Source organism: Bacteroides sp. ET71, from assembly GCF_023336905.1.
Lineage (GTDB): Bacteria > Bacteroidota > Bacteroidia > Bacteroidales > Bacteroidaceae > Bacteroides.
Window position 1 is genome coordinate 215,687 of record NZ_JAMBLS010000002.1, and the last position, 23,994, is coordinate 239,680.

At 52.4% G+C, this 23,994-nt stretch carries 14 protein-coding genes; 12 read left to right on the top strand and 2 right to left on the bottom strand.

Annotated elements, in window-relative coordinates; genetic code table 11:
- Nucleotides 1-91: 91 nt before the first annotated feature.
- Nucleotides 92-1,705 (bottom strand): DUF6377 domain-containing protein, encoded by a 1,614-nt coding sequence (locus M3090_RS02285; protein ID WP_249053782.1) that lies wholly within the window; start codon nucleotides 1,703-1,705, stop codon nucleotides 92-94.
- 531 nt (nucleotides 1,706-2,236) lie between these two features.
- On the opposite strand from M3090_RS02285, the gene M3090_RS02290 reads away from it, so the two are divergent.
- From M3090_RS02290 to M3090_RS02345, 12 genes are all read left to right on the top strand, one after another.
- Entirely contained in the window at nucleotides 2,237-4,090 is a 1,854-nt protein-coding gene (locus M3090_RS02290) for a glycoside hydrolase family 13 protein (protein WP_249053783.1), read from the top strand.
- Between the two features lie 184 nt (nucleotides 4,091-4,274).
- A complete protein-coding gene (locus M3090_RS02295; protein ID WP_249053784.1) occupies nucleotides 4,275-6,464 on the top strand; it encodes a glycoside hydrolase family 97 protein in 2,190 nt (729 codons plus the stop codon).
- A gap of 246 nt (nucleotides 6,465-6,710) precedes the next feature.
- Nucleotides 6,711-9,818 (top strand): SusC/RagA family TonB-linked outer membrane protein, encoded by a 3,108-nt coding sequence (locus M3090_RS02300; RefSeq protein ID WP_249053785.1) that lies wholly within the window; start codon nucleotides 6,711-6,713, stop codon nucleotides 9,816-9,818.
- Nucleotides 9,819-9,834: 16 nt separating this feature from the next.
- Entirely contained in the window at nucleotides 9,835-11,472 is a 1,638-nt protein-coding gene (locus tag M3090_RS02305) for a RagB/SusD family nutrient uptake outer membrane protein (protein ID WP_249053786.1), read from the top strand.
- Between the two features lie 37 nt (nucleotides 11,473-11,509).
- The gene (locus M3090_RS02310; RefSeq protein ID WP_249053787.1) at nucleotides 11,510-12,655 is read left to right on the top strand and encodes a SusE domain-containing protein; all 1,146 of its coding nucleotides are present in this window, start codon (nucleotides 11,510-11,512) and stop codon (nucleotides 12,653-12,655) included.
- Between the two features lie 96 nt (nucleotides 12,656-12,751).
- A complete protein-coding gene (locus M3090_RS02315; protein WP_249053788.1) occupies nucleotides 12,752-13,570 on the top strand; it encodes a DNA-binding domain-containing protein in 819 nt (272 codons plus the stop codon).
- Nucleotides 13,571-13,874: 304 nt separating this feature from the next.
- Complete coding sequence (locus tag M3090_RS02320; RefSeq protein WP_249053789.1) at nucleotides 13,875-15,950, top strand: alpha-amylase family glycosyl hydrolase; 2,076 nt, start codon at nucleotides 13,875-13,877, stop codon at nucleotides 15,948-15,950.
- Between the two features lie 210 nt (nucleotides 15,951-16,160).
- Nucleotides 16,161-17,033 (top strand): hypothetical protein, encoded by an 873-nt coding sequence (locus M3090_RS02325; RefSeq protein ID WP_249053790.1) that lies wholly within the window; start codon nucleotides 16,161-16,163, stop codon nucleotides 17,031-17,033.
- A gap of 115 nt (nucleotides 17,034-17,148) precedes the next feature.
- Nucleotides 17,149-18,627, top strand: coding sequence for a TolC family protein (locus M3090_RS02330; RefSeq protein WP_249053791.1), 1,479 nt, complete (start codon nucleotides 17,149-17,151; stop codon nucleotides 18,625-18,627).
- Nucleotides 18,628-18,634: 7 nt separating this feature from the next.
- On the top strand, nucleotides 18,635-19,621 hold the full coding sequence (locus M3090_RS02335; RefSeq protein ID WP_249053792.1) for an HlyD family secretion protein: 987 nt from the start codon (nucleotides 18,635-18,637) through the stop codon (nucleotides 19,619-19,621).
- 1 nt (nucleotide 19,622) lies between these two features.
- Entirely contained in the window at nucleotides 19,623-20,801 is a 1,179-nt protein-coding gene (locus M3090_RS02340) for an ABC transporter permease (RefSeq protein ID WP_249053793.1), read from the top strand.
- Nucleotide 20,802: 1 nt separating this feature from the next.
- Nucleotides 20,803-22,065: an ABC transporter permease gene (locus tag M3090_RS02345; protein ID WP_249053794.1), complete on the top strand. Its 1,263-nt coding sequence runs from the start codon at nucleotides 20,803-20,805 to the stop codon at nucleotides 22,063-22,065.
- Between the two features lie 97 nt (nucleotides 22,066-22,162).
- Here M3090_RS02345 and M3090_RS02350 read toward each other — a convergent pair whose 3' ends face one another.
- The gene (locus M3090_RS02350; protein ID WP_249053795.1) at nucleotides 22,163-23,683 is read right to left on the bottom strand and encodes a Gfo/Idh/MocA family protein; all 1,521 of its coding nucleotides are present in this window, start codon (nucleotides 23,681-23,683) and stop codon (nucleotides 22,163-22,165) included.
- Between the last annotated feature and the right edge of the window lie 311 nt (nucleotides 23,684-23,994).

Genomic DNA, 23,994 nt, shown 5'->3' on the forward strand with positions numbered 1-23,994 from the left:
GCTACGAGTTACGAGCTACGAGTCACTGCACACACTCGTCCCTTTGTCAACTCGTAGCTTGTAGCTTGTAACTCGTAACCAACGACCTCGCTCACACCTTCATCACTTCCTGCTCGAACCGGTCCTTATCCCCCACAGCCTTGTTGCGAATCTTGCTACGATAATTATAGACCGTAGCCAACGAATAGCCCAGGAAATGTGCAATCCGGTTGGTATCCGTCACCCCCAGCCGGATAAGAGCAAAGATACGCAATTCCGTGTTCAGCAGTTCCCCTGGCTTGACCTCTATACGCCCGTCTTCGACAAGCAGACGGTTGAAGTCTTCTATGAAATGAGGGAACAGTTCCAAAAATGACTTATCGAAATCGCGGTAAAACGCCTTACGTTCGTCCCGCAAGAACTGGTCAGAGCGAATAACCTTAAACAAAGCATCCGTTTTCGAAGCCATAGCCAGTTTCTCCAACGAACGACGATATTGCTCCAGCTTATCCAGATAACTGACACAACGATCCAAATAACGCGCAATATACACTTCCTTGATTTTCCCCGTCTGCTCCAGGCTTTGATTGACAGCCTGCAACTGCTTGTTGGCATCATACAGGCTGCGCCGCATGGTTGCCAGTTTCTTCATCCAGTAATACAGATAGCCGACAGCCGCAATCAGCAACAGGACCAGTACGCTGATACCCAGCAACAGTCCACCCACCACAGTCCGCTCATGTGCCACCTTCTCCTGATACGCCCGGTCTATGATGGGGTAAATCTCTGTCACTTCCAGCGAACGCAAACGCGCGTGGCAAGCCACCGCATCTTCCATCGAACAGTTCAGATACTTGTACGCCCGGTCTATGTCACCCTGCTCATACAGCAAACGCGCCAGTTTGTGCAAGGAAGCATATTCGCGCACCACACGTTTCATGTCCCACAAGGCGGTACGTGCCAAGTAATAAATCTGCTTGGACACATCACCTTTGGCCAGGTATGCTTCATACATCGTATAATTAAGATACGACAGGATTTCCATATCATCCGTTTCTTTCAGCAGTCTTTCCAGAATGTTTATAGCCTCGTCCGGCTGTCCGCCCAAAGCCGCTTTCTCTGCCCGCACAATCTCCCGGTCCAGCTCCCTCGAGGCAAACAGCATGATGGAATCGCGATACAGGTCTGTATCGGCCAGGTATTTCTGTTTCTCACGTTTTTCTATCGTATAATCGGCCAACCAACCGTAACAGGTACGGCAAGCGTGATAGTAAGCTATCCGCATGTCTGCCCCTAAAGCAGACGCATCTATCCCTTTCAGCCAATGCAACGCATCGGCATACAGCCCCATGACCCCTAAGACAGCCGCCCGGTTGATTTTAACTTCTTCCTCCAAATCCGCACGGCCTTCTATGGGCAACAGTTTAGAACACTGATTCAAGTAATAACTGGCCGAATCGGCCTGGAAATGCAAATATTCCTCAAACAAATCCTCATACAGATCATATTGTTCCATCGGCTCAACTGCACGTTCCAGACTTTTTTGCAACTCTTGGATGTGCGCATGTTTGCGCACCAAGTATTCATCTTTTTGTCCGATGGCCTCATCCAAATCTTTCAACACAGCCTGCACGGCATCTGATTGATATCCCCATGCGGGTGACAGGCAAGGAGCGAAAACTATGGACAAACATATCGCGACAAAGGTGGTAACAAACAGTTTCATGCTGATAAAGGTTTCATTAATCACACAAATGTAGAGAAAAAAAAGAATCAACCGCAAGCAAATGCAACAAAAAATGTCCCAAAATCGTACCAAATTCACTCCAAATACGAACCATCTTCGAATTTGCCCCGCCCTGCTCATCAGAGGTAGGTAGAAGGACAAAACAAAATACGAATTTGGTACGACTTTGGTACGACTTTGGTACGAACCTGTTTCCTTGAAAAAATAAGGCAAAAAAACGTCAGGCCGAACCTCATGCCAACGGATAGCCAGAAAAAGTATATGTAAAAATTAATGTATTTACAAAAGCGGTCGGTTCCGTAAACGGATTTGTAGAAAAAACATAAGGTTCAATTATAGGGAATAAAGCGCAATAGCAGTTAAAGGTCTTTTATATTTTCGACCGTCAGGAAGAACAATACAACACTGTTTTTCAACGGTTTAATAAGAAAAAGCATTTATAAAAACATTCCAAAACACTTTTCGTTCAGACAAACCGTCTACATTTGCAGCAAACCAAATTCAAGTATCATGAAGCAGATATTCTTTATCATCATGGCTGTATTCAGTTTATTCGGATGGCACAGTGCCGCCCGAGCAGCAAGTATCCAAAAAGTAGCCCCCACTTTCTGGTGGACGGGAATGAAGAACCCCGAGTTACAAATCCTTTTGTATGGCGAAGGTATTGCTTCATCTGAAGTTACCCTTTCCAGTCCGGATGTGGTGCTGAAAGATGTAGTAAAACAAGCCAACCCCAATTACCTGTTACTGTATGTGGACTTGTCCGAAGCCACTCCGCAGACCTTCAACATCATCCTGAAAAAAGGGAAAAAGACAACTACCGTGCCGTATGAATTAAAACAACGCACGCGCAAAGGCGAAGACATCCAGGGATTCACTGCCGAAGACGTGCTCTACCTTATCATGCCGGACCGGTTTGCCAACGGTGACCCGTCGAACGACATCGTAAAAGGCATGGCAGAAGACAAGGTGGACCGCACGGAGCAGTACGCACGCCATGGCGGAGACCTGAAAGGCATTGAAGACCACTTGGATTATATAGCAGATTTGGGTGTGACAGCCATCTGGCTGAACCCGACGCAAGAAAACGACATGCCCGAAGGTTCGTATCACGGCTATGCCATCACAGACTATTACCAGATAGACCGCCGTTTTGGCAGCAACGATGAGTTCAAACAGTTGGTAGACCAGGCACACGCCAAAGGACTGAAAGTGGTGATGGACATGATTTTCAACCACTGCGGAAGCGAGAATTATCTCTTTAAGGACCGTCCTTCTGACGACTGGTTCAACTTCAAGTCGAACTACGTGCAGACGTCTTTCAAGACGGCTTCCGTGCAAGACATCCACGCCTCCGACTATGAGCGCAAGATAGCGACCGACGGCTGGTTTACGCAGGCAATGCCTGACCTGAACCAACGCAACCGCCACGTGGCACGTTACCTCATCCAGAGCAGTATCTGGTGGATAGAGTTTGCAGGTATCAACGGCATCCGCCAGGACACGCACCCGTATGCCGACTTCGACTTCATGTCTCAATGGTGTAAAGAAGTGCTGACGGAATATCCCCATTTCAACATTGTCGGCGAAACTTGGCTGAACAGCAATGTATTGGTATCGTTCTGGCAAAAAGACAGCAAATTGGCCGCTCCTCGTAATTCCAACCTGCCCACGGTAATGGATTTCCCATTACAAGGATTGATGAACCGGGCTTTCGACGAGGAAACGAGCGACTGGGGAGGTGGTCTGTACAACCTCTATGACTACAACACGCAAGACTTGGTATATGCCAATCCGATGAACCTGCTGATTTTCCTGGATAACCATGACACCTCACGGTTCTGTGTGAAGGAAGAACAGGCAAAAAACCTGACCCGGTACAAACAAGCCATGCTCTACCTGCTGACCACGCGTGGCATCCCGCAAATCTATTACGGAACGGAAATCCTGATGACGGGCGACAAGGGCAACGGAGACGGCACCTTGCGCAAAGACTTCCCGGGCGGATGGAGCGGTGACAAGACTGACTGCTTCAGCCAGGCCGGACGCAACGAATGGCAAAACGAAGCTTTCGACTATACCCGCAAATTGCTGAAATGGCGCAAAGGCAACGACGCCATAGGCAAAGGCAGCATGAAACATTTCTCCATTGCCTACGGCACGTATGTATATGAGCGCAAATATGGCAACCAGTCCGTTGTGGTCATCATGAACGGAACGGATAAAGCCCAAGAGCTGGACTTGACACCGTATAAAGAGATTCTGCCTAAAGCGCAAGCAACAGACGTGTTGAGCGGAAGGACTATCCAACTGAGCGGAAAACTGTCACTCGGACAACGTGAATCTTTGCTGCTTTGCTTTTAAATAATTTCTATTTTTCAAAAGGAAGCATTTTAATAACTAACTGACGAACAACCTCTTATCTAAAAACTGTTACTTTATAATTTTATATTTTCATTCTACAAAGATCAGTTGTATTTTCAAGAGCGTATCTTTGCTTCAGAGATTCGTGACAGAAAATCATACCTTATCCTTAATACCACGAGCTATGAATATCAAAAGAAAATTAACCGTCGCAGCCTTGTGTTGCAGTGCCCTCCTCGCACAAGCTCAGAAACTGACATCGCCGGATGGCAACTTGGTCATGAACTTCAGCTTAAACGAGGCAGGCGCTCCGACCTATGAATTGTTCTACAAAGACAAAACGGTCATCAAGCCCAGCACATTGGGTCTGGAACTGAAAAAAGAAGATGCCGACAAGAAAACAGATTTCGAATGGACTGAACGCAGCGATAAAGAGAAAAGCGCGCTGGATGCCAAAACCAATCTGATGACAGGCTTTGTAATCCAAAAGACAGAAACAGCTACGTTTGACGAAACTTGGAAACCCGTCTGGGGAGAAGAAAGCGAAATCCGCAACCACTACAATGAACTGGCTGTAACCCTAAACCAACCTGCCAATGAACGCAGCATGGTGTTGCGCTTCCGCTTGTTCAATGACGGTTTAGGATTCCGTTATGAGTTTCCACAGCAGAAAAACCTGAATTATTTCGTCATCAAAGAAGAGCATACCCAGTTTGCCATGACGGGCGACCATACGGCTTACTGGATTCCGGGCGATTATGACACGCAAGAATATGATTACACCATCTCGCGCCTGTCTGAAATCCGCGGGCTGATGAAGCAAGCCATTACCCCTAATTCTTCGCAAACACCTTTCTCGCCTACCGGTGTGCAGACGGCTCTGATGCTAAAGACAGACGATGGTCTGTATATTAACCTGCACGAAGCAGCCCTGATAGATTACTCATGCATGAGTCTGAACTTAGACGACAAGAACATGGTATTCGAGTCTTGGTTGACGCCCGATGCCCAAGGAGACAAGGGATACATGCAGACTCCGTGCCACTCGCCCTGGCGTACTGTCATTGTAAGCGATGACGCACGCGACATTCTGGCCTCACGTATCACCCTCAACCTGAACGAACCTTGCAAGTATGCCGACACGTCGTGGATTCACCCCGTGAAATACGTAGGCGTGTGGTGGGACATGATTACCAACAAGGGGACCTGGGCCTATACCGACGACGTATATAGTGTGAAACTGGGCGAGACGGATTACAGCAAGACCAAGCCCAACGGACGTCACTCGGCCAACACAGCCAACGTAAAACGTTACATCGACTTTGCCGCCGAACATGGTTTTGACGCCGTGCTGGTAGAAGGTTGGAACGAAGGCTGGGAAGACTGGTTTGGCAAGAGCAAGGACTACGTGTTCGACTTCGTGACTCCCTACCCCGACTTCGACGTGAAGGAAATCCACCGGTATGCGGCATCCAAGGGCATCAAGATGATGATGCACCACGAGACTTCTTCATCTGTACGCAATTACGAACGCCACATGGACAAGGCTTATCAGTTTATGGTGGACAATGGCTATAACTCGGTGAAAAGCGGCTATGTGGGCGACATCATCCCCCGCGGCGAACATCACTACAGCCAATGGATGGTGAACCACTACCTCCATGCAGTTACAAAGGCGGCCGACTACAAACTGATGGTCAATGCCCACGAGGCAGTACGCCCGACGGGGTTGTGCCGCACCTACCCCAACCTGATTGGCAACGAATCGGCTCGCGGTACCGAATACGAGTCATTTGGCGGAAACAAAGTGTACCACACCACCATACTGCCGTTCACACGTCTTATCGGTGGCCCGATGGATTATACTCCTGGCATTTTCGAGATGGATTGCAGCAAGATGAATCCCAGCAACACATCACATGTACGTTCTACTTTAGCCCGCCAGTTGGCACTCTATGTCACCATGTACAGCCCGTTGCAGATGGCAGCCGATGTGCCCGAAAACTACGAGCGCTTCATGGATGCTTTCCAGTTCATCAAAGACGTAGCCATCGACTGGGATGAAAGCAAATACCTGGAAGCCGAACCGGGCGAATACGTCACCATCGCCCGCCGTGCCAAAGGAACGGATGATTGGTTCATTGGATGTACAGCCGGATATAACGGCCATGAGTCAGATTTACGTCTGGATTTCCTGACTCCAGGCAAGAAATACGAAGCAACCATCTATGCCGATGCTAAAGATGCTCATTGGGAAACAAACCCGCAAGCCTACACTATTACCAAGAAAAAGGTAACCAACAAAACCAAACTAAAATTAAAGGCTGCCGTGGGCGGCGGATATGCCATCTCCATCAAAGAACTGGACAAGTAAACACATGTATGAGTTGACAAGTTTACGAGTGGACAAGTCGACAAGAGAACAAGTCATCCCCTCGTAGCCTCGTTTACTGATTCCTCGTCAACTCTAAAAAAGAATATAGGTAAAAAGATAACAGTTTTCAATAGGCCATAATCCCATCCCCCTGTTCTGCCTCTTCTTCGAGAGGCAGAGCAGGAGGGAAAATTATAAACAAGATAACCCTAATACTTAATAATTACAAACTTCAATTTAACTATTATGAAAGTAAAAAATCTTAAAAGCTCATGCAAGTTTCTACTCTTATGGGTGGTAGGTATCTTGCTATCTGTGCAGGCCTTTGCCCAGACTATGACGGTCAAAGGCATTGTGAAAGATGAGACCGGACTTGGTATCATCGGTGCGAGTGTCCTTGTCAAAGGAACAACTACAGGTGCGATTACCGACTTCGACGGTAACTTTACCTTGCAAGCCAAACAGGGCGACATCATCGTCATCAGCTACATCGGCTACCAGACACAAGAGTTGCCCGCCGAAGCCAGCATGAATGTCATCCTGAAGGAAGACACGGAGATGCTGGACGAAGTGGTGGTTATCGGTTACGGTTCGGTGAAAAAGAGCGACCTGAGCGGTTCGGTAGTAGCCATCGAGGCGGAAGAAATCAACCGAGGTGCCGTGACTTCCCCGCAAGAGCTGATGCAAGGCAAGGTGCCGGGACTGTCAGTGACCAGTGGTGACGGTGGTCCGGGTTCAGGGTCTACCATCCGTATTCGTAGCGGTGCCTCGCTGAACGCCAGCAACGACCCATTGATCGTCATTGATGGGGTGCCCGTGTCTAATGATGCAGCTCCCGGCACGCCCAACGCTTTGGCTACCATCAACCCGAACGACATTGCTACGTTCACCGTGTTGAAAGACGCCTCGGCCACAGCCATCTATGGTTCGCGTGCATCAAACGGTGTCATCATCATCACCACGAAGAAAGGTGCTGAAGGCAAAATCAAAGTGACTTACAACAGTACTTATTCTTACAAAGACCCCTACAAGCGCGTCAACGTGATGGACGGCAACGAGTTCTACCGCACCATGCTGGACCAATACAGAGGCACGGACGTGTACAGCACCATTGAAAGCCAATTGAACATGTATCCTGGTGTTTGCACCGACTGGCAGGATGAAATCTTCCAAGGCGGCCTGAGCACCGACCAGAACATCGCCGTATCGGGCAAGGCTGGCTTCCTGCCCTTCCGCGTGTCTTTTGGTTACAACAAGGAACGCGGTACGCTGAAGACCTCTGACTATGAGCGTTACACGGGTGCCATCAACCTCAGCCCGAAGTTCTTCAACGATCACCTGAGCGTGGACATCAACGTGAAGGGTACCATCAACAACAACCGTTTCGCCGACTCCGGTGCTGTGGGTGCAGCCGCTTACTACGACCCCACCAAGCCGGTCTACGCAACCGGAAGCTATCTGGATGGTTTGAATGGCTACAACGGCTTCTTCGGCCACACGAACGCCACTAAAAACACAGACGGTTCGATAAGCTACACTCCGGATGACAATGCCGCTGTCAATCCCTTGTCCCTGCTGTATGATGTGAACAACCAAGGCACGACCAAACGCAGCTTGGGTAACCTCCAGTTGGACTATAAAATTCACGGTTTTGAAGACCTGCGCCTGAACCTGAACTTGGGTTATGACGTGGCCAAAACTACGGGCGACAACTATGTGAATCCCAACTCCTATCAGGCAGCACTGGACAAAGACTTCACCAACTTGGGTCAGGGCGGTTCGTGGAGCAACCTGCGCCGTAACCACCTGTTGGACTTCTACGCTAACTACGTGCACTACTTCGAGCCTATCAAGAGTAACGTGGACTTGATGGTGGGTTATTCTTGGCAGCACTTCTACTACAGCAACTTCACGCAACAGAAATCCAATGTGGTCACCGAGCAATTCGCCGGCATCGGTGCTCCCGCAGGCTGGACTTGGAACGAAGGCGAGCAACGCTATTTCCGCGACGACAGCAAGCGCACGCCGTACGAGAACTACCTGGTATCTTTCTTCGGACGTTTGAACTACAACCTGATGGACCGCTACCTGCTGACGGCTACCCTCCGTCGAGACGGCTCTTCACGCTTCAGCAAGAACAACCGCTGGGGTATGTTCCCCTCGGTAGCCGTGGCTTGGAGCATCGTGAACGAGAAGTTCATGGAGAATACGCGCAACGTGCTGTCCAACCTGAAACTCCGCTTGGGTTATGGTGTGACGGGTCAGCAAGACATCGGCGACTACATGTATCTGACGAAATACGTGTTCAGCAGCAACAACAACACGATGTACAACGGCAGTTACCTGCTGAAACCGGACGGCTACAGCCCCGACCTGAAGTGGGAAGAAACGCACACCTACAACGTGGCTGTGGACTACGGTTTCCTGAACAACCGCATCAATGGTAGCTTGGAGTTCTATGTGAAGAAGACGAAAGACTTGCTGAACACGGTCAACGCACCGGCCGGCACGAACTTCACCAACCAGGTTACGGCCAACGTGGGCGAAATGGAAAACAAGGGCGTCGAGTTCAACATCAACGCCGTGCCCATCCAGACGAAAGACTTCACGTGGACGATTGGTTACAACATCACGTGGAACGACAGTAAGATTACGAAGCTGACCGCCAACTTCAACCCCGACTATGAAGGTATCGTGGCTTCTACCGCTCCTTTCGGCACGAACACTGTAGTGGCCAGACACCAGGTGGGTCATGCTCCCTACGCCTTCTGGCTCTTCGAGCAGGTGTATGACGAAAACGGCAAGCCCATACAGGGAGCCATCGTAGACCGCAACGGAAACGGCACATTGGACGACGGCGACCGCTACTTCACCGGCAAAAGTGCACTGGCCGACGTGTATATGGGCTTCAGTTCGCAGTTCCAGTGGAAGAACTGGGATTTGGGCTTCAACCTCCGCGCCAGCATCGGCAACTATGCCTTCAACGCACAGGCAGCCGAACACGGCACGTATGCCAACTACGGCGGCTTGGGCTTCCTGTCCAACCACAATAAAGACGCGCTGGCACAGACCGACGGATTCCGCTACAACCACAGCAGCGTGGAAAGCCAGTTGACCGACCTCTATCTGGAGGATGCTTCCTACTTGAAGATGGACAACATCACGCTGGGCTACTCGTTCGACAAGTTTTTCACCGAAAAGTTGTCGGGCCGCATCAGCTTCAGCGTGCAAAACGTGTTCACCATCACGAAGTATTCGGGTCTCGACCCCGAAATTCCGGGTGTAAACGGCATCGATACCAACATGTGGCCGCGTCCCCGCACATATACTTTAGGACTTAATCTTAACTTTTAATACACATTAGACTATTATGAAACTGAAATATATTGCAGCATCTTTGCTGGCAGCCGGACTGTTTACCTTCAGCGGCTGCGTGAACGACCTCGACGTATTCCCGTTGGATCCCGACGTAGTGACCTCCAACGTGGCTTACGACAGCCCTGAGAGCTACACGATGGCATTGAACAAGATTTATTCCGTATGGGCGCTTTCCGGACAGGATGGCAACTCTTCTTCCGACATCGCCGGATTGGACCCGGGCAACACGGTGTTGCTGCGCTGCTGGTTCACCTTGCAGACCACTCCCACCGACGAGGCTAAGAACGCGTGGGGCGACGCATGGGTAAGCTCCATGAACACGATGACGTGGACTACGGCACAGGTGGAACCCATCGAGGGTGCTTACCAGCGCGCCATGTACATCGTGGCCTTGGTCAACGACTTTATGAAGAACATCGGCAATGCGCCTGCCGAAATCCCGCAGGCCCAGTATGCCGCCGAGGCACGCTTCTGCCGTGCATTGGCTTACTACTCGCTGATGGACTTGTTCGGACGCCCGCCGTTCATCACGGAAGAGAACTATTCGCTGAATCCCGGCCAACTGGCTACGCGCGCCGATTACTTCAACTGGATTGAAAGCGAACTGACGACCATCTACAACGACCTGCCCGTCAAGGCTGAATACGGACGCGCCGGACAGGCTGCCGTAGACGCCCTGCTGTCGCGCATGTACCTCAACGCAGAGGTCTACACGGGCACTCCGCGCTATGACGACTGCATCGCACGCTGCAACAATATCTTCAAGGCCGGTTACGACTTGGCCGACAACTATGCCGAGCTGTTCATGGCCGACAACGGCGAGAACCCCAATGCCAACAAGGAGATTATCTTCCCGGTTTGCGCCGACGGCGAAACAGCTCAGTCCTACGGCCCGGGCGTATTCATTCTGGCCACGCGTGCCAGCAGCCCGGAAGACGGTACGGCAAGCGGCATCGGCAGCGGTTGGGCAGGCTTCCGCGCCACAGGCAACCTGACACGCGCCTTTGAATTTCCGAGCGACGACGAAAGCTCTTGGACGGACGACAACATCTTGGACAAGCGCGGCATTTTCTACGGCGACGGAAAAGCCATCGACATCACCACGTCTTACAACACGTTTGACACGCAGGGCTGGACGGTGCTGAAATTCGTCAACCGGAACAGTGACGGCACAGTGGGCAAGAACGCCACGTTTGTCGACATGGACTATCCCTTCTTCCGCTTGGGTGAAATCTACCTGAATTATGCCGAGGCAGTGGCTCGCGGCGGGCAGGGCGGCAGCATAGAGACAGCCGTGGGCTACATCAACGAGCTGCGCGCACGTGGTTACGGTGACCACAGCCACGACATCGGCAGTGCCTGGCTGACGGCCAATGCCACCGTGGGCGGCACGACCACCAGCGTGCAATATGGCAACCTGCTGAACGAACGCCAGCGCGAGATGTACTTCGAGTGCACACGCCGTACGGACCTGATTCGCTTCGGCCTGTTCACCACGGGCAGCTACCTGTGGGTGGAAAAGGGCGGCACGCCGACGGGCGTAGGCGTTGACAACCGTTACAACCTCTACCCCATCCCGACGACGGACTTGGGCGTGAACGGCAGCCTGGAACAGAACGAGGGTTATTAAATCATTCATTTAACTGACAACAAAAGAACATAGAGTTATGAAGAAACTACTTAATTATATACCTGTACTGGGGGTTGCAATGGCCTTTGCGGCCTGTGAGAGCGACCTCGACGGCGCAACTTACAATTCGGAGACGGCGCAGGCTGCCGTGCTGGATACACCAACAACAACCGATTATGTATTGAACGCCGCCAATGCTAATGACGTGGCACTGACACTGACTTGGGCGAAGGCAGACTTCGGCTATAGTGCCATATCGACTACGAACATCGACTTCGACCTGGCAGGCCAGAACTTTGCCCATGCTCGCCAGTTGGCAGCAGTGACTACAGCCACGGAACAGTCGATAACCGTGAACGACTTGAACGCGGCTGTCATTAACTTGCTGAACGATTACGGCATTGAAGAAGACTATAGTCCGCGTGATTATGAAATCCGCCTGGCTTCGCACATCTCGCAGGCGGCTGATACATTGTACTCCAATGTAATTACTCTGAACATCACGCCGTACAGCATGGACGTGCAGTATCCGAAACTGTGGGTTGTAGGCAAATATTGTGACTGGAATCATGCTAACAGTCAGTTCCTCTACTCGGTCAACTTCGACGACAACTATGCCGGTATGATTTACTTCAATGGCTTGGCCGACACGGAAGGCTGGAAGATTACTCCTGCGGGTGACTGGAGTAACGGTGAATGGGGCATGGGCGAAGCACCTGAAGCAGAAGCTCCCACGCAGACACTTGTAACAAGCGGAGGGGCCAACATCACTTCTTATTCGCACAACAGCTACTACATCGAGTTCAACAGCACAAGCGGCGAACTGAAGGTTTCACAGGCCTATGACTCCTGGGGCATCGTCGGCAATCACAACAACTGGGGTAATACAAACGAAGACGGAAGCGTAACTCCTGACACCTCAATGACCCTTGGATCGGAGACCGACGAAGCTGGCTCCATGCAGCACTTCCTGACCGCCACTTTGCACATGGAAGCAGGCAATACTTGGAAGATTCGTCCCGACGAGAAGTGGGAAAATGACAAAGGCCCCAGCCAGTTGAAGTTCGAAGGCGACGTGGCCGACAACGGCGACGGCAATTTCCGTGCAGACGAAACCGGCGAGTATACCATCAAGTGGTACTTCAACAAAGTAGAACCGTACATCGTTGTCACTCGCAACTAATCACTCAACCATTATTTAGACAAGGGCGTCGCCTTGGTTAGCCACCGGGTGGCGCCCTTTCTCTTCAATATTAACCCTTTAAAAACATCTATTATCATGGCTGAAACGAAAGAATACGTATGGATGTTCGACCTTCAGGACAATCCGATGACGAAAGACGTGAAGGAGGACCGGGTGGCCAAGGTGCGCACGCTGCGCTCGGTCAACATCGAAGACATTGCACGCGACATCGTGCGCGAACGCACGGAGTATCGACTGGATACCATCATCGGCATCGCCAACCTCATCGACGAGAAGATACGGCAGTTCGTCTGCCAGGGCAACACCGTGGTGACCGGCTCGGCACAGTACTCGCCCAGCATCACGGGCGTGTTCACCGGCGATACGGGCACGTTCGACGCGGCAGTCAACGCCCTGGGCGTGAACATCGTGCCGTCGAAGGCACTGCGCGACGAGGTGCAGAAGGTTCGCCCCGAGTTCACGGGCCGCGTCAAGGACCTGGGCGGCGCACGCATCGGGCTGGTGAAGGACACGGTGACGGGCCGAACGGACGGCTCGCTGTCGCCCGGCGGCATCGTCGAGGTGACGGGCAACAAAATCCGCAGCATCAATGCCGACGGCACGGCCATGGGCAAGGTCGTCCTGGTCAACACCGAGACGCAGGCCGAGACGGACATCACCTCGCTGGCCATCAACGACCCCAGCCGCCTGATGTTCGCCATCCCCGCCTCGCTGCCCCAGGGGACGTACCGGCTGCGGGTGGAGACGTACTTCAGCAACGCAAGCACCCGCTTGAAAAGCTCTCGCGTCATCGATTACGAGCAAGACCTCTACGTCGGCCAAGCTCCCACCACGCCCTCCGGCGAGCAAACGGGAGGCGACGATGACGACAGCGGCCAAGGCACATTTGGTTGACAAACTTTCCGTCGACGGCAAGCGACGAGGCTCGCTTACGGCAAGCGACGAGGCTCGCTTGCCACAAACGACGAGGCTCGCTTGCCACAAACGACGAGGCTCGCTTGCCACAAACGACGAGGCTCGCTTGTCATCCTGAGCGAAGGCGAAGCCGAAGTCGAAGGATCTCCCTAAAGCCCGGAATCCCCAATGTCCCGCACAACGAAAGCGCATAGTGAGGTGTCTCGACTCCGGCTGCGCCTCCGCTCGACATGACAGAGCAAAAGGACAACATTCATTCATCACACACCATTCATCACACATCATGAAACAAATCTTCAAACACCTCTCTTCCCGGGCATGGCTCGCCGTTTGGGCCATGCTCGCTGTGTTCGCCGCATGCAGCGACGACAACCCCATAACCCCGCCCGACAATCCTCCCGGCGGCGGAGGCGACGACCCCACCGAATGGACCATCGTCAGCCCCACGCCCGACACGTGGGACAACAACAAACGCGCCGGGCTGACCTACCAGCTCCTCGTCTACTCCTTCGCCGACAGCAACGGCGACGGCTGGGGCGACCTGGCGGGCGTGACCGACAAGCTGGACTACCTGCAACAGATGGGCATCAGCGCCCTGTGGCTCAGCCCCATCCACCCCGCCATGTCCTACCACGGATACGACGTGACGGACTACACCGCCATCGACCCGCGCCTGGGCACGCAGGCCGACTTCGACCGCCTGGTCAGCGAAGCGCACAAGCGCAACATCCGCATCTACCTGGACTACGTGATGAACCACACGGGCAAAGACCACCCGTGGTTTCTCGCCGCCCAAGCATCGGAAGACAGCCCCTACCGCGACTACTACACCTTCTCGCAAGACCCGGCATCGGACATCGCCGCAGGACTCATCCCGATGATTGAACGCAACGGCTACAACGCCGGCGAGTGGTTCAACGTCTCCAGCTCGGACTCGGAGGTATCGGGACGATTCAAGTTCACGCTCGACTGGAGCGATGCCGCCCACCCCACCGTCACCTACGACCAATGGGACGGTCCGGTCGACGACGACAATCCTGACACTTCGACCGAAGGCGCCAAGTACCTGTACTACGGCGACGGCATCTGCAAAAAGTTCTACGACCGTGGCAACGGCCATTATGACCTCATCGTCGACTTCGCCTCATCATGGGGCTTCCTCATCCGCACCAGCAACACTTCGTGGGACGGCGGCACGAAGTACGGCGCCCCCTCCTCGTCCGACCGCATCAGCGAAGGCGAACCCTTCGTGCTGAACAACACCACGGCCGCCAACATCCTCTTCGACAGCATGAAGCTCTGGTACTATCACTCGGCCTTCCAGACCGACTGGTTCGCCGACCTCAACTACGGCCCCGTCGACCAGTGCGCCTCGTCGCCCGCCTACCAAGCCATCGCCTCCGCCGCCCGCGGATGGATAGAACGCGGCGTAGACGGATTCCGACTGGATGCCGTGAAGCACATCTACCACAACGCCACGTCGTCGGAGAACCCCACCTTCCTCCGCACCTTCTACGACGACATGAACACCACCTACCACGCACAAGGCCACACGGACGACCTCTACATGGTGGGTGAGGTGCTGAGCGAACACAACGAAGTGGCTCCCTACTACGCCGGACTGCCTGCCCTGTTCGAGTTCTCCTTCTGGTACCGCCTGGAGTGGGCCATCAACAACGGCACCGGCCGCTACTTCGCCAACGACCTGCTGGGCTACCGCCAGGAATACGCCGCCGTGCGCTCCGACTACATCGCCGCCACCAAGCTGAGCAACCACGACGAAGACCGCGCCGCCTCGCTGCTGGGCCGCAATGCCGACAAGTGCCGCCTGGCCGCCGCCGTGCTGCTCACCGCCCAAGGTTCACCTTATATATATTATGGCGAAGAACTGGGCCTGTACGGCACCAAGGAGAAAGGCGACGAATATGTGCGCAGCCCGATGCTGTGGGGCGACTCATACACCACTGCCTATACGGACAAGATTGACGCCGGTGTAGCCTCCAACGTGCCCTCCGTCAGCGAACAGCAGGCCGACGCCGCCTCGCTGCTGAACACCTACCAGACGTTCACCCGCCTGCGCAACACCTACCCGGCACTGGCCACCGGCACCATGTCGGAGCATCCGACCTACAACGACTCGAACGCCAACTACAACTCGCTGGCCGCTTGGTACATGACGCAGGACGACCAACAGATGCTGGTGCTGCACAACTTCGGCAACACAGCCATCACCCTGCCGCTGACCGACACCGTGCAAAAAGCCGTGGCCACGCAAGGCACCGTGGAACAGTCCACGCAAGATGACGGCACGACGCAACTGCGCCTGGGCGCATACTCCTCCGTCGTATTCCTTTTATAAATGAGGACTTATGGCACACAGACGACGCAGACAGGACAGATGACCACAGATTTTACAGATTGACAATAATGAATCTGCGTAAATCTGCTTAATCAGGGTCATCTGTGTGCCATCACCTTCCTCATTCTTCATTTAAAAGCCTCTTCGTTCTTTATAGTTCTGCAATTTATTCCTATTTTTGCACCGGATAAAACAAAGAAACCATTGGCTATGAACAAAAACAAAATCATTATCCCGGTAGGCATCGTCCTTGTATTGCTGCTGGCAGGCGTCACTTACCTGCTGCTGTCCGAGAAGAAAACAAACCGCGAACTGGTGCAAGAATTCGAACTGGAGAAAGAAGACCTTGAGAATCAATACACCACCTTCGCCCGACAGTATGACGAACTGAAAATGACAGTCTCCAACGATTCGTTGTCTTCACTATTGGAACAAGAACAACTCAAGACCCAACGCCTGCTGGAAGAGCTACGCACCGTAAAGAGTACCAACGCCGCCGAGATACGCCGCCTGCGTAACGAACTCAACACACTACGCAAGGTAATGGTCAGCTACATCAACCAGATAGACTCTCTGAACCAACTGACGGCCCGACAGAAGGAAATCATTGACGATGTCACTCAGAAATACCACGCAGCTTCGGCCACCATCAGCAACCTGTCGGAAGAAAAGAAAGCACTCGACCAGAAAGTAACCTTGGCCGCACAGCTCGATGCCACAGCCATCACAGTTACTCCTCTGAACAAACGCAGCCGGAAGACGAAACGCATCAAAAACATCGTCAAGCTGAAAATAGATTTTACCATCAGTAAAAACATCACAGCCGAAACCGGAGAACGGACACTGTATGTACGCATCATGAAGCCGGACAACGACGTGCTGACCAAAAACGCAGCCGACACCTTCCCTTATGAAAACCGCCAGTTACGCTATTCTATCAAAAAATACATCGAATACAACGGCGAAGAACAGCCCGTCACCGTCTATTGGGACGTAGAAGAATTCCTCTATGCCGGAAACTATCGGATAGACATCTTTGCCGACGGTACACTCATTGGCACACAAGACTTCACCCTGGACTAAAAAGTCTTCCACTGCCTAAAAATTCAGACTGCCCGTCGTACATTGACGTCTAGAAATGACGAACAAATTACGGGCAGCATTGTTATAGCAGAAATGTATGGTTGAAATAAATACAATGAAAAGACTCTTTTATATCATCATCGGATTAACCTGTACCTGGTTACCAGTCAAAAGCCAAGGGATACTTAGCCTGGACAGTTGTCGTACACTGGCCCTGGCCAATAACAAGACCCTGTTAATGAGCAATGAGAAAGTGAATGCTGCCCACTACCAACGAAAAGCAGCCTTCACCAATTTCTTGCCCAAGATATCTGCTGCCGGCGGCTACATACGCACCAGCCGCGAACTGTCACTGCTGAGCGATGCCCAGAAAAGTACACTGTCCGGATTAGGAACCAGCTTGGGAACTCCTTTGCAACAGGCAGCAGAAGCCATCTCTAAAATCTATCCACAACTGGGAGGTTCACTGGCAGCATTGGGCGAGAGTCTGACAGGGGCATTGAACAATGCAGGCACAGCCGTAGTCGACGCACTGCGAACCGATACGCGCAACATGTATGCCGGCGCTTTGACACTGACTCAACCGCTTTACATGGGAGGCAAGATACGTGCCTATAACAAGATTACCAAATATGCTGAAGCATTGGCACGCCAACAACATTATAGCGGCATGCAAGAAGTCATACTCAGCACGGACCAGGCTTATTGGCAAGTCGTGTCGCTGGCCAACAAACAAAGGCTGGCCGAAAGCTACCTGGCCTTGCTGCAAAAACTGGAAAGTGATGTCGACAAGATGATTGCCGAAGGAGTGGCAACCAAGGCAGACGGCCTCTCGGTAAAAGTAAAAGTGAACGAGGCAGAAATGACACTTACCAAAGTCAACGACGGCCTGAGCCTGGCCCGTATGCTACTTTGCCAGCTATGTGGGCTGGACCTCTCTGCCCCCATCCGGTTACAAGACGAAACAGAACAAGACTTGGCTCCCAACGTCGTACCCACCCGGGACATCAACATGGAAGCCGTATATGCCAATCGCCCGGAAATACGTAGTCTGGAATTAGCAACAAACATTTACCGACAGAAAATAAACGTGGCCCGTGCCGACTACTTGCCATCATTGGCTTTGATTGGAGGCTACATAGCTACCAATCCCAGTGTATTCAACAGTTTTGAGAACAAATTCAAAGGAATGTGGAACGTAGGAGTTACCCTCTCCTTACCTATCTGGCATTGGGGTGAAGGCATCTACAAAGTGAAAGCCGCTAAAGCAGAGGCACGCATCGCCCAATATCAGTTGCAGGACGCACGCGAGAAAATAGAACTGCAGGTGAACCAGTCGGCCTTTCAGGTGCGAGAGGCAGCCAAAAAGCTGGCAATGGCAGAAAAAAACCTGGAAAAAGCCGACGAAAACCTACGCTATGCCAACTTGGGATTCGAAGAAGGGGTGATTCCTGCCAGCAACGTATTGGAAGCACATACAGCCTGGTTGTCTGCCCAATCCGAACGAATTGACGCACAGATAGACGTCAAACTGACAGAACTCTACCTGATGCGTGCTACCGGACAATTAACCATCGAGAAACCGATAAAGTAATCAACATATGAATATCAAAGCACAGAACAGCAACATGCTGTTGGCATTCCTCACCTTGTTGGGTGTAGTAGCCGTAGTAGCCTTGGTAGGATTCTTTGCACTGCGCAAAGGCCCCGAAATAGTGCAAGGACAAGCCGAGGTAACCGAGTATCGTGTATCAAGTAAAGTACCGGGCCGCATATGGGAGTTTCGCGTGAAGGAAGGACAACACGTCGAAGCTGGTGACACCTTGGCCTTGCTTGAAGCACCGGATGTAGTAGCCAAATTGGAGCAAGCACGTGCCGCACAAGCTGCCGCACAAGCTCAAAACGAAAAAGCACTGAAAGGAGCACGCCACGAACAGGTGCAGGCAGCCTATGAAATATGGCAGAAAGCCAAAGCCGGTTTAGAGATAGCTACCAAATCGTATAAAAGGGTGAAGAACCTGAAAGAACAGGGCGTCATGACAGCACAAAAGCTGGATGAAGCCACAGCCCAACGAGATGCAGCCATTGCTACCGAAAAGGCAGCCCGTGCCCAATATGACATGGCACGCAACGGTGCAGAACGCGAAGACAAAGAAGCGGCTGCCGCTTTAGTAGAACGCGCCAAGGGAGCCGTAGCCGAAGTGGAGTCTTATATTAAAGAGACAGTGCTGGTTGCACAGGCACCCGGCGAAGTATCGGAAATATTTCCCAAGGTAGGAGAACTGGTAGGAACTGGCGCCCCCATCATGAACATAGCCGTCATGGACGACATGTGGGTCACGTTCAACGTGCGCGAAGATCTTTTGCAAGGCTTGGGCATGGGTAGTGAATTTGACGCCTTCGTGCCGGCACTGAACCACAACATCCGCCTGAAAGTATATTACATGAAAGACCTGGGCACTTATGCTGCCTGGAAGGCCACTAAAACCACGGGGCAGTTTGACTTGAAGACTTTCGAAGTAAGAGCCACACCACAAGAAGCAGTAGAAGGCTTACGCCCCGGCATGAGTGTCATCCTAAAGAAATAAAATGAATCTTGTCTATAAACATAAAGCTCTCTGGAGCGTGATGAAACGCGAGTGCCGCCGACTTGTCTCGCGTCCGCTTTACCTGTTTTGCATGGTAGTGGCACCGCTGTTCTGCTACGTTTTCTTCACCACGCTGATGGATTCCGGACTGCCGCAAGACATGCCCGTAGGCATCGTAGACCAAGACCAGACCTCCATGACCCGCCAACTGACGCGTACATTGGACGCGTTCCAGCAGAGCAAAGTCGTGGCTCGCTACGCCAGCTTCGACGAAGCTCGCCGAGCCATGCAACGAAACGAAATCTACGGATTCTATTACATACCTGAGGGCACGACAGCCGAAGCACAAGCACAGCGTCGCCCCACCGTATCTTTCTACACCAACAACACGCTGTTGATTGCCGGCTCGCTGCTATTCAAAGACATGAAAACCATGAGCGAGCTGGCTTCGGGGGCTGTCGTTCAGGCTACCCTTCTGGCCAAAGGTGCCACAGAGCAACAGGCCATGGACTACCTGCAACCTATCGTCATCGACACTCACCCGCTCAACAATCCTTGGCTGAATTATTCGGTCTATCTGAACAATACGTTCGCACCGGGAGTCCTGATGCTGCTCATCTTTATGGTAACCGTATTCTCCATCGGAGTAGAAATCAAGGAACGTACCGCCCGTCAATGGCTACGCATGGGCAACAACTCTATCTGGATTTCACTGGCTGGAAAGCTGTTGCCACACACGGCTATTTTTTTCCTGATGGGCATCTTCTACAATATCTATCTGTATGGCTTTCTGCACTACCCCTGCCACAGCGGCATCTGGCCAATGTTACTGGCCACGCTATGCCTCGTGTTGGCTTCGCAAGGAATGGGTATTCTGATGATAGGTACCTTGCCTACGCTACGTCTCGGACTGAGCTTCGCTTCATTGTGGGGAGTGTTGTCATTCTCGATGTGCGGATTGTCTTTTCCGCTGATGGGCATGCACCCCACGTTGCAGGCTCTGGCCAACCTTTTCCCGTTGCGCCATTATTTTCTCATCTATGTAGACCAGGCTCTCAACGGCTATCCGATGATTTATTCGTGGAGCAACTACGTGGCGTTACTGCTCTTCATGTTGCTTCCTTTCTTGGTAGCACACCGGCTGAAAGGAGCCTTGATTTACTATAAATACGTTCCCTGATATGAAAAGCCTGACTTTCAAACAAAGAGTAAAACAGGGGGTAAACGACCTCTTCTACATCTGGAAACAGGAATTCCGCAATACCTTCCGCGACCAGGGCATGCTGATTTTTTTCGTGCTCGTTCCTTTGGTTTATCCATTGATATACTCTTTTATCTATACCAATGAGACTCTGCGCGACGTGCCTGCTGTCGTAGTAGACAACTCACGTACTGCACTGAGCAGGGACTACCTGCGCCGGGTGGATGCTACTCCCGAGGTAAGCATTGTCAGTCACTGCGCCGACATGGAAGAGGCCAAACTGGCACTGCGCGAACGCAAGGCTTATGGCATCATCTACCTGCCCGCTTCGTTCAGTGATGACATTGCGCAAGGGCGACAGACGCAAGTCTCTCTCTATTGTGACATGAGTGGATTGTTATACTACAAATCGATGCTGCTGGCCAATACCGAAGTGTCATTGGACATGAACGCTGAAATCAAAATAGCCCGAGTCGGCAATACAACGGAACGGCAGGATGAACTGACGGCCTACCCCATTGTCTACCAAGACGTGGCGCTCTACAACCCGACTAACGGTTTTGCAGCTTTCCTCATTCCCGCCGTGCTGATGCTCATCATCCAACAGACACTGCTTCTGGGTATCGGCCTGAGTGCCGGCACTGCCCGCGAGCACAACCGTTTCCGCGACCTTGTCCCTGTGCAGCGTCACTACAACGGCACATTGCGTATCGTGCTGGGCAAGGGGTTAAGTTACCTGATGCTTTATGCCCTGGTGGCAGTCTACATCTTAATTGTGGTTCCCCGCCTGTTTCGCCTGAATCAGATTGCTTTGCCGGGAGAACTGACTCTTTTCTGCCTGCCTTACCTGCTGGCATGTATCTTTTTCAGCATGACAGCATCCATTGCTATCCGCAACCGCGAGACTTGCATGTTGTTGTTTGTTTTCACTTCCGTACCACTGCTGTTCCTTTCAGGCATATCGTGGCCGGGCAGTGCGATACCGCCGTTCTGGAAAGGGTTCTCCTATTTGTTCCCTTCCACCTTCGGAATCAACGGCTATGTGCGCATCAACAGCATGGGAGCCACCCTGAACGAAGTTGCTTTCGAATACCGTGCTTTGTGGTTGCAGACCGGTATCTATTTCCTGACGACCTGCCTGGTATACCGCTGGCAAATCATACAGAGCAGGAGACACGTCATCGAGAAATACAGACAGTATAAGGCTAAAAAGGAAGAAGCATCCGCATTGCCATCGGCGTGAGATAATGCTTCACAAAGAAAAAGTGTAGGCGCGTATGCCGGAAAAGGAATCCGGAACATACGCGCCTACATTTATGTATGAGGCCGGGAAAGGCAGATTACGGACGCCGGGCCGTGAGGCTATCCGTAAAGGCTTGAGCCTTTTCGGCTGCCATGCGCTCTTCTTCGGGCGAAGCAAAAGCATGGCTGAAGCCTTTGGTCTTATTCCACTCGCCACGAGTGAAGTCGGGGAAAGCAACCGGAGCACAGCCGTTGTCCATGCTGAGCGAGCCCAGTTCGGCCAGGCAACACCACTCGGCCAGGTCATAGACATCCATGTCCATAGGGAGGCCATTTTGCAGACAGTAAACCAGACGGCTGTCCATGATAAAGTCCATGCCGCCGTGTCCGCCCACTTCCTTGGCCAGTTCTCCGTATTTCTTCAGGATAGGATGCTCATATTTCTCGGCCAATGCCTGGTATTCTTTCTGTGGCAGGAAGGAATGGGCAGAGAGGTCGTCCACTTCGGGCTTGACACCCGAGGATGCCAGTTGTTCTCCGGACACGGCGTAGCCTTCCACGGGATACTTGTTGGCAAAGCCCAGCGTGCCGGTCAGTTGATACAGGCGGTTATAGGGCTGGGGCGTCATGACGTTGTGTTGTATCTCTATCACTTTGCCCAGAGCTGTCCGCATCAGGGTAGTGGTATGGTCGCCGTTGCGGAAGGAAGAACAAACGGAGTCTGTCCGTTCCTGCACCCGCTGCGCTCCAATCACAGACTTCGTGTCCATGGCTACGAGTGTGGTAATGCGGTCGCCGCGGTGAATGTTGAGTGCTTGGGCCACGGGGCCGAAGCCGTGGGTGGCATAGACATCGCCACGATGGCGCATGTTGTAGTCCAGACGCCAGCCCAGCTTATCGCCTTCGCCTGCCTTCCAATAATGGTCCCAGAAGGGGTCGAGGCAATGCAGATAAGCCCCCTGGGCACGGATGATATCTCCGAAGACGCCGTGCTGGGCCATGTTCAGCGTGGTCAGTTCGAAGAAATCGTAGCAGCAGTTTTCCAAGATGACGCAATGGCGGCGCGTCTGTTCGCTCAGGTTCACCAAATCCCAGCACTGTTGCAGGTTCAAGGCCGAAGGCACCTCGATGGCCACGTGCTTGCCATGTTCCAAAGCATAGCGTGCCACGGGATAGTGGTGCAGCCAGTCGGTGGCGATATATACCAGGTCGATGTCATCGCGTTCGCACAGTTGTTTATAGCCTTCTGCGCCCGAATAGATTTCCGCACGGGGCATACGTGCACGCTCCAGATAGCCTTGGCAGGCTTCTGCCCGCACAGCCTCATAGTCGCACAGTGCCACGATCTGCGTGCCGGGGATATGCGTAAAGCGTTCCACCGCACCCGGGCCACGCATGCCCAGGCCCACAAAGCCGACGCGCACCACCTCCAGACGAGGTGCGGTCAGACCAAGGGCTGACTGTTGTCCGGCGGGGCGTTCGGGTGTTTCAGTCACAATAGTACCTCCTTCCCAATGCCAACGGGTACCATACTCGTTGGTAAACGTTTCGGGAGTCGTAGAGCAGGCTGCCAACAAAAGGGCAACGGCTCCGAACAGTAGATGTTTGATGTTTTTCATTATGCTTATTGTTTAAAAGATAGACGAAATTGTTCTACGGCGACAAAAGTAATGATTTTCCTCGAATATAGGAAAGAAATAAATGCCCGCCCGTATCCGGACAACTGCAAAAAGCCATTGGTCATGACTGACGATGCGCCGGAAAGATGTCTGGAAGTGACAGAAAAAGCAGCTCAAGGCTGTCTGATTCTTCATCTCCAGGTTAGAGATATACATCTCCAGGCTAAAGATACACATCTCTAACTTAAAGACATACATCTCCAGGCTAAAGATACATCTTCAGAAAAGGAATGAGCACTTATAATCCGTCG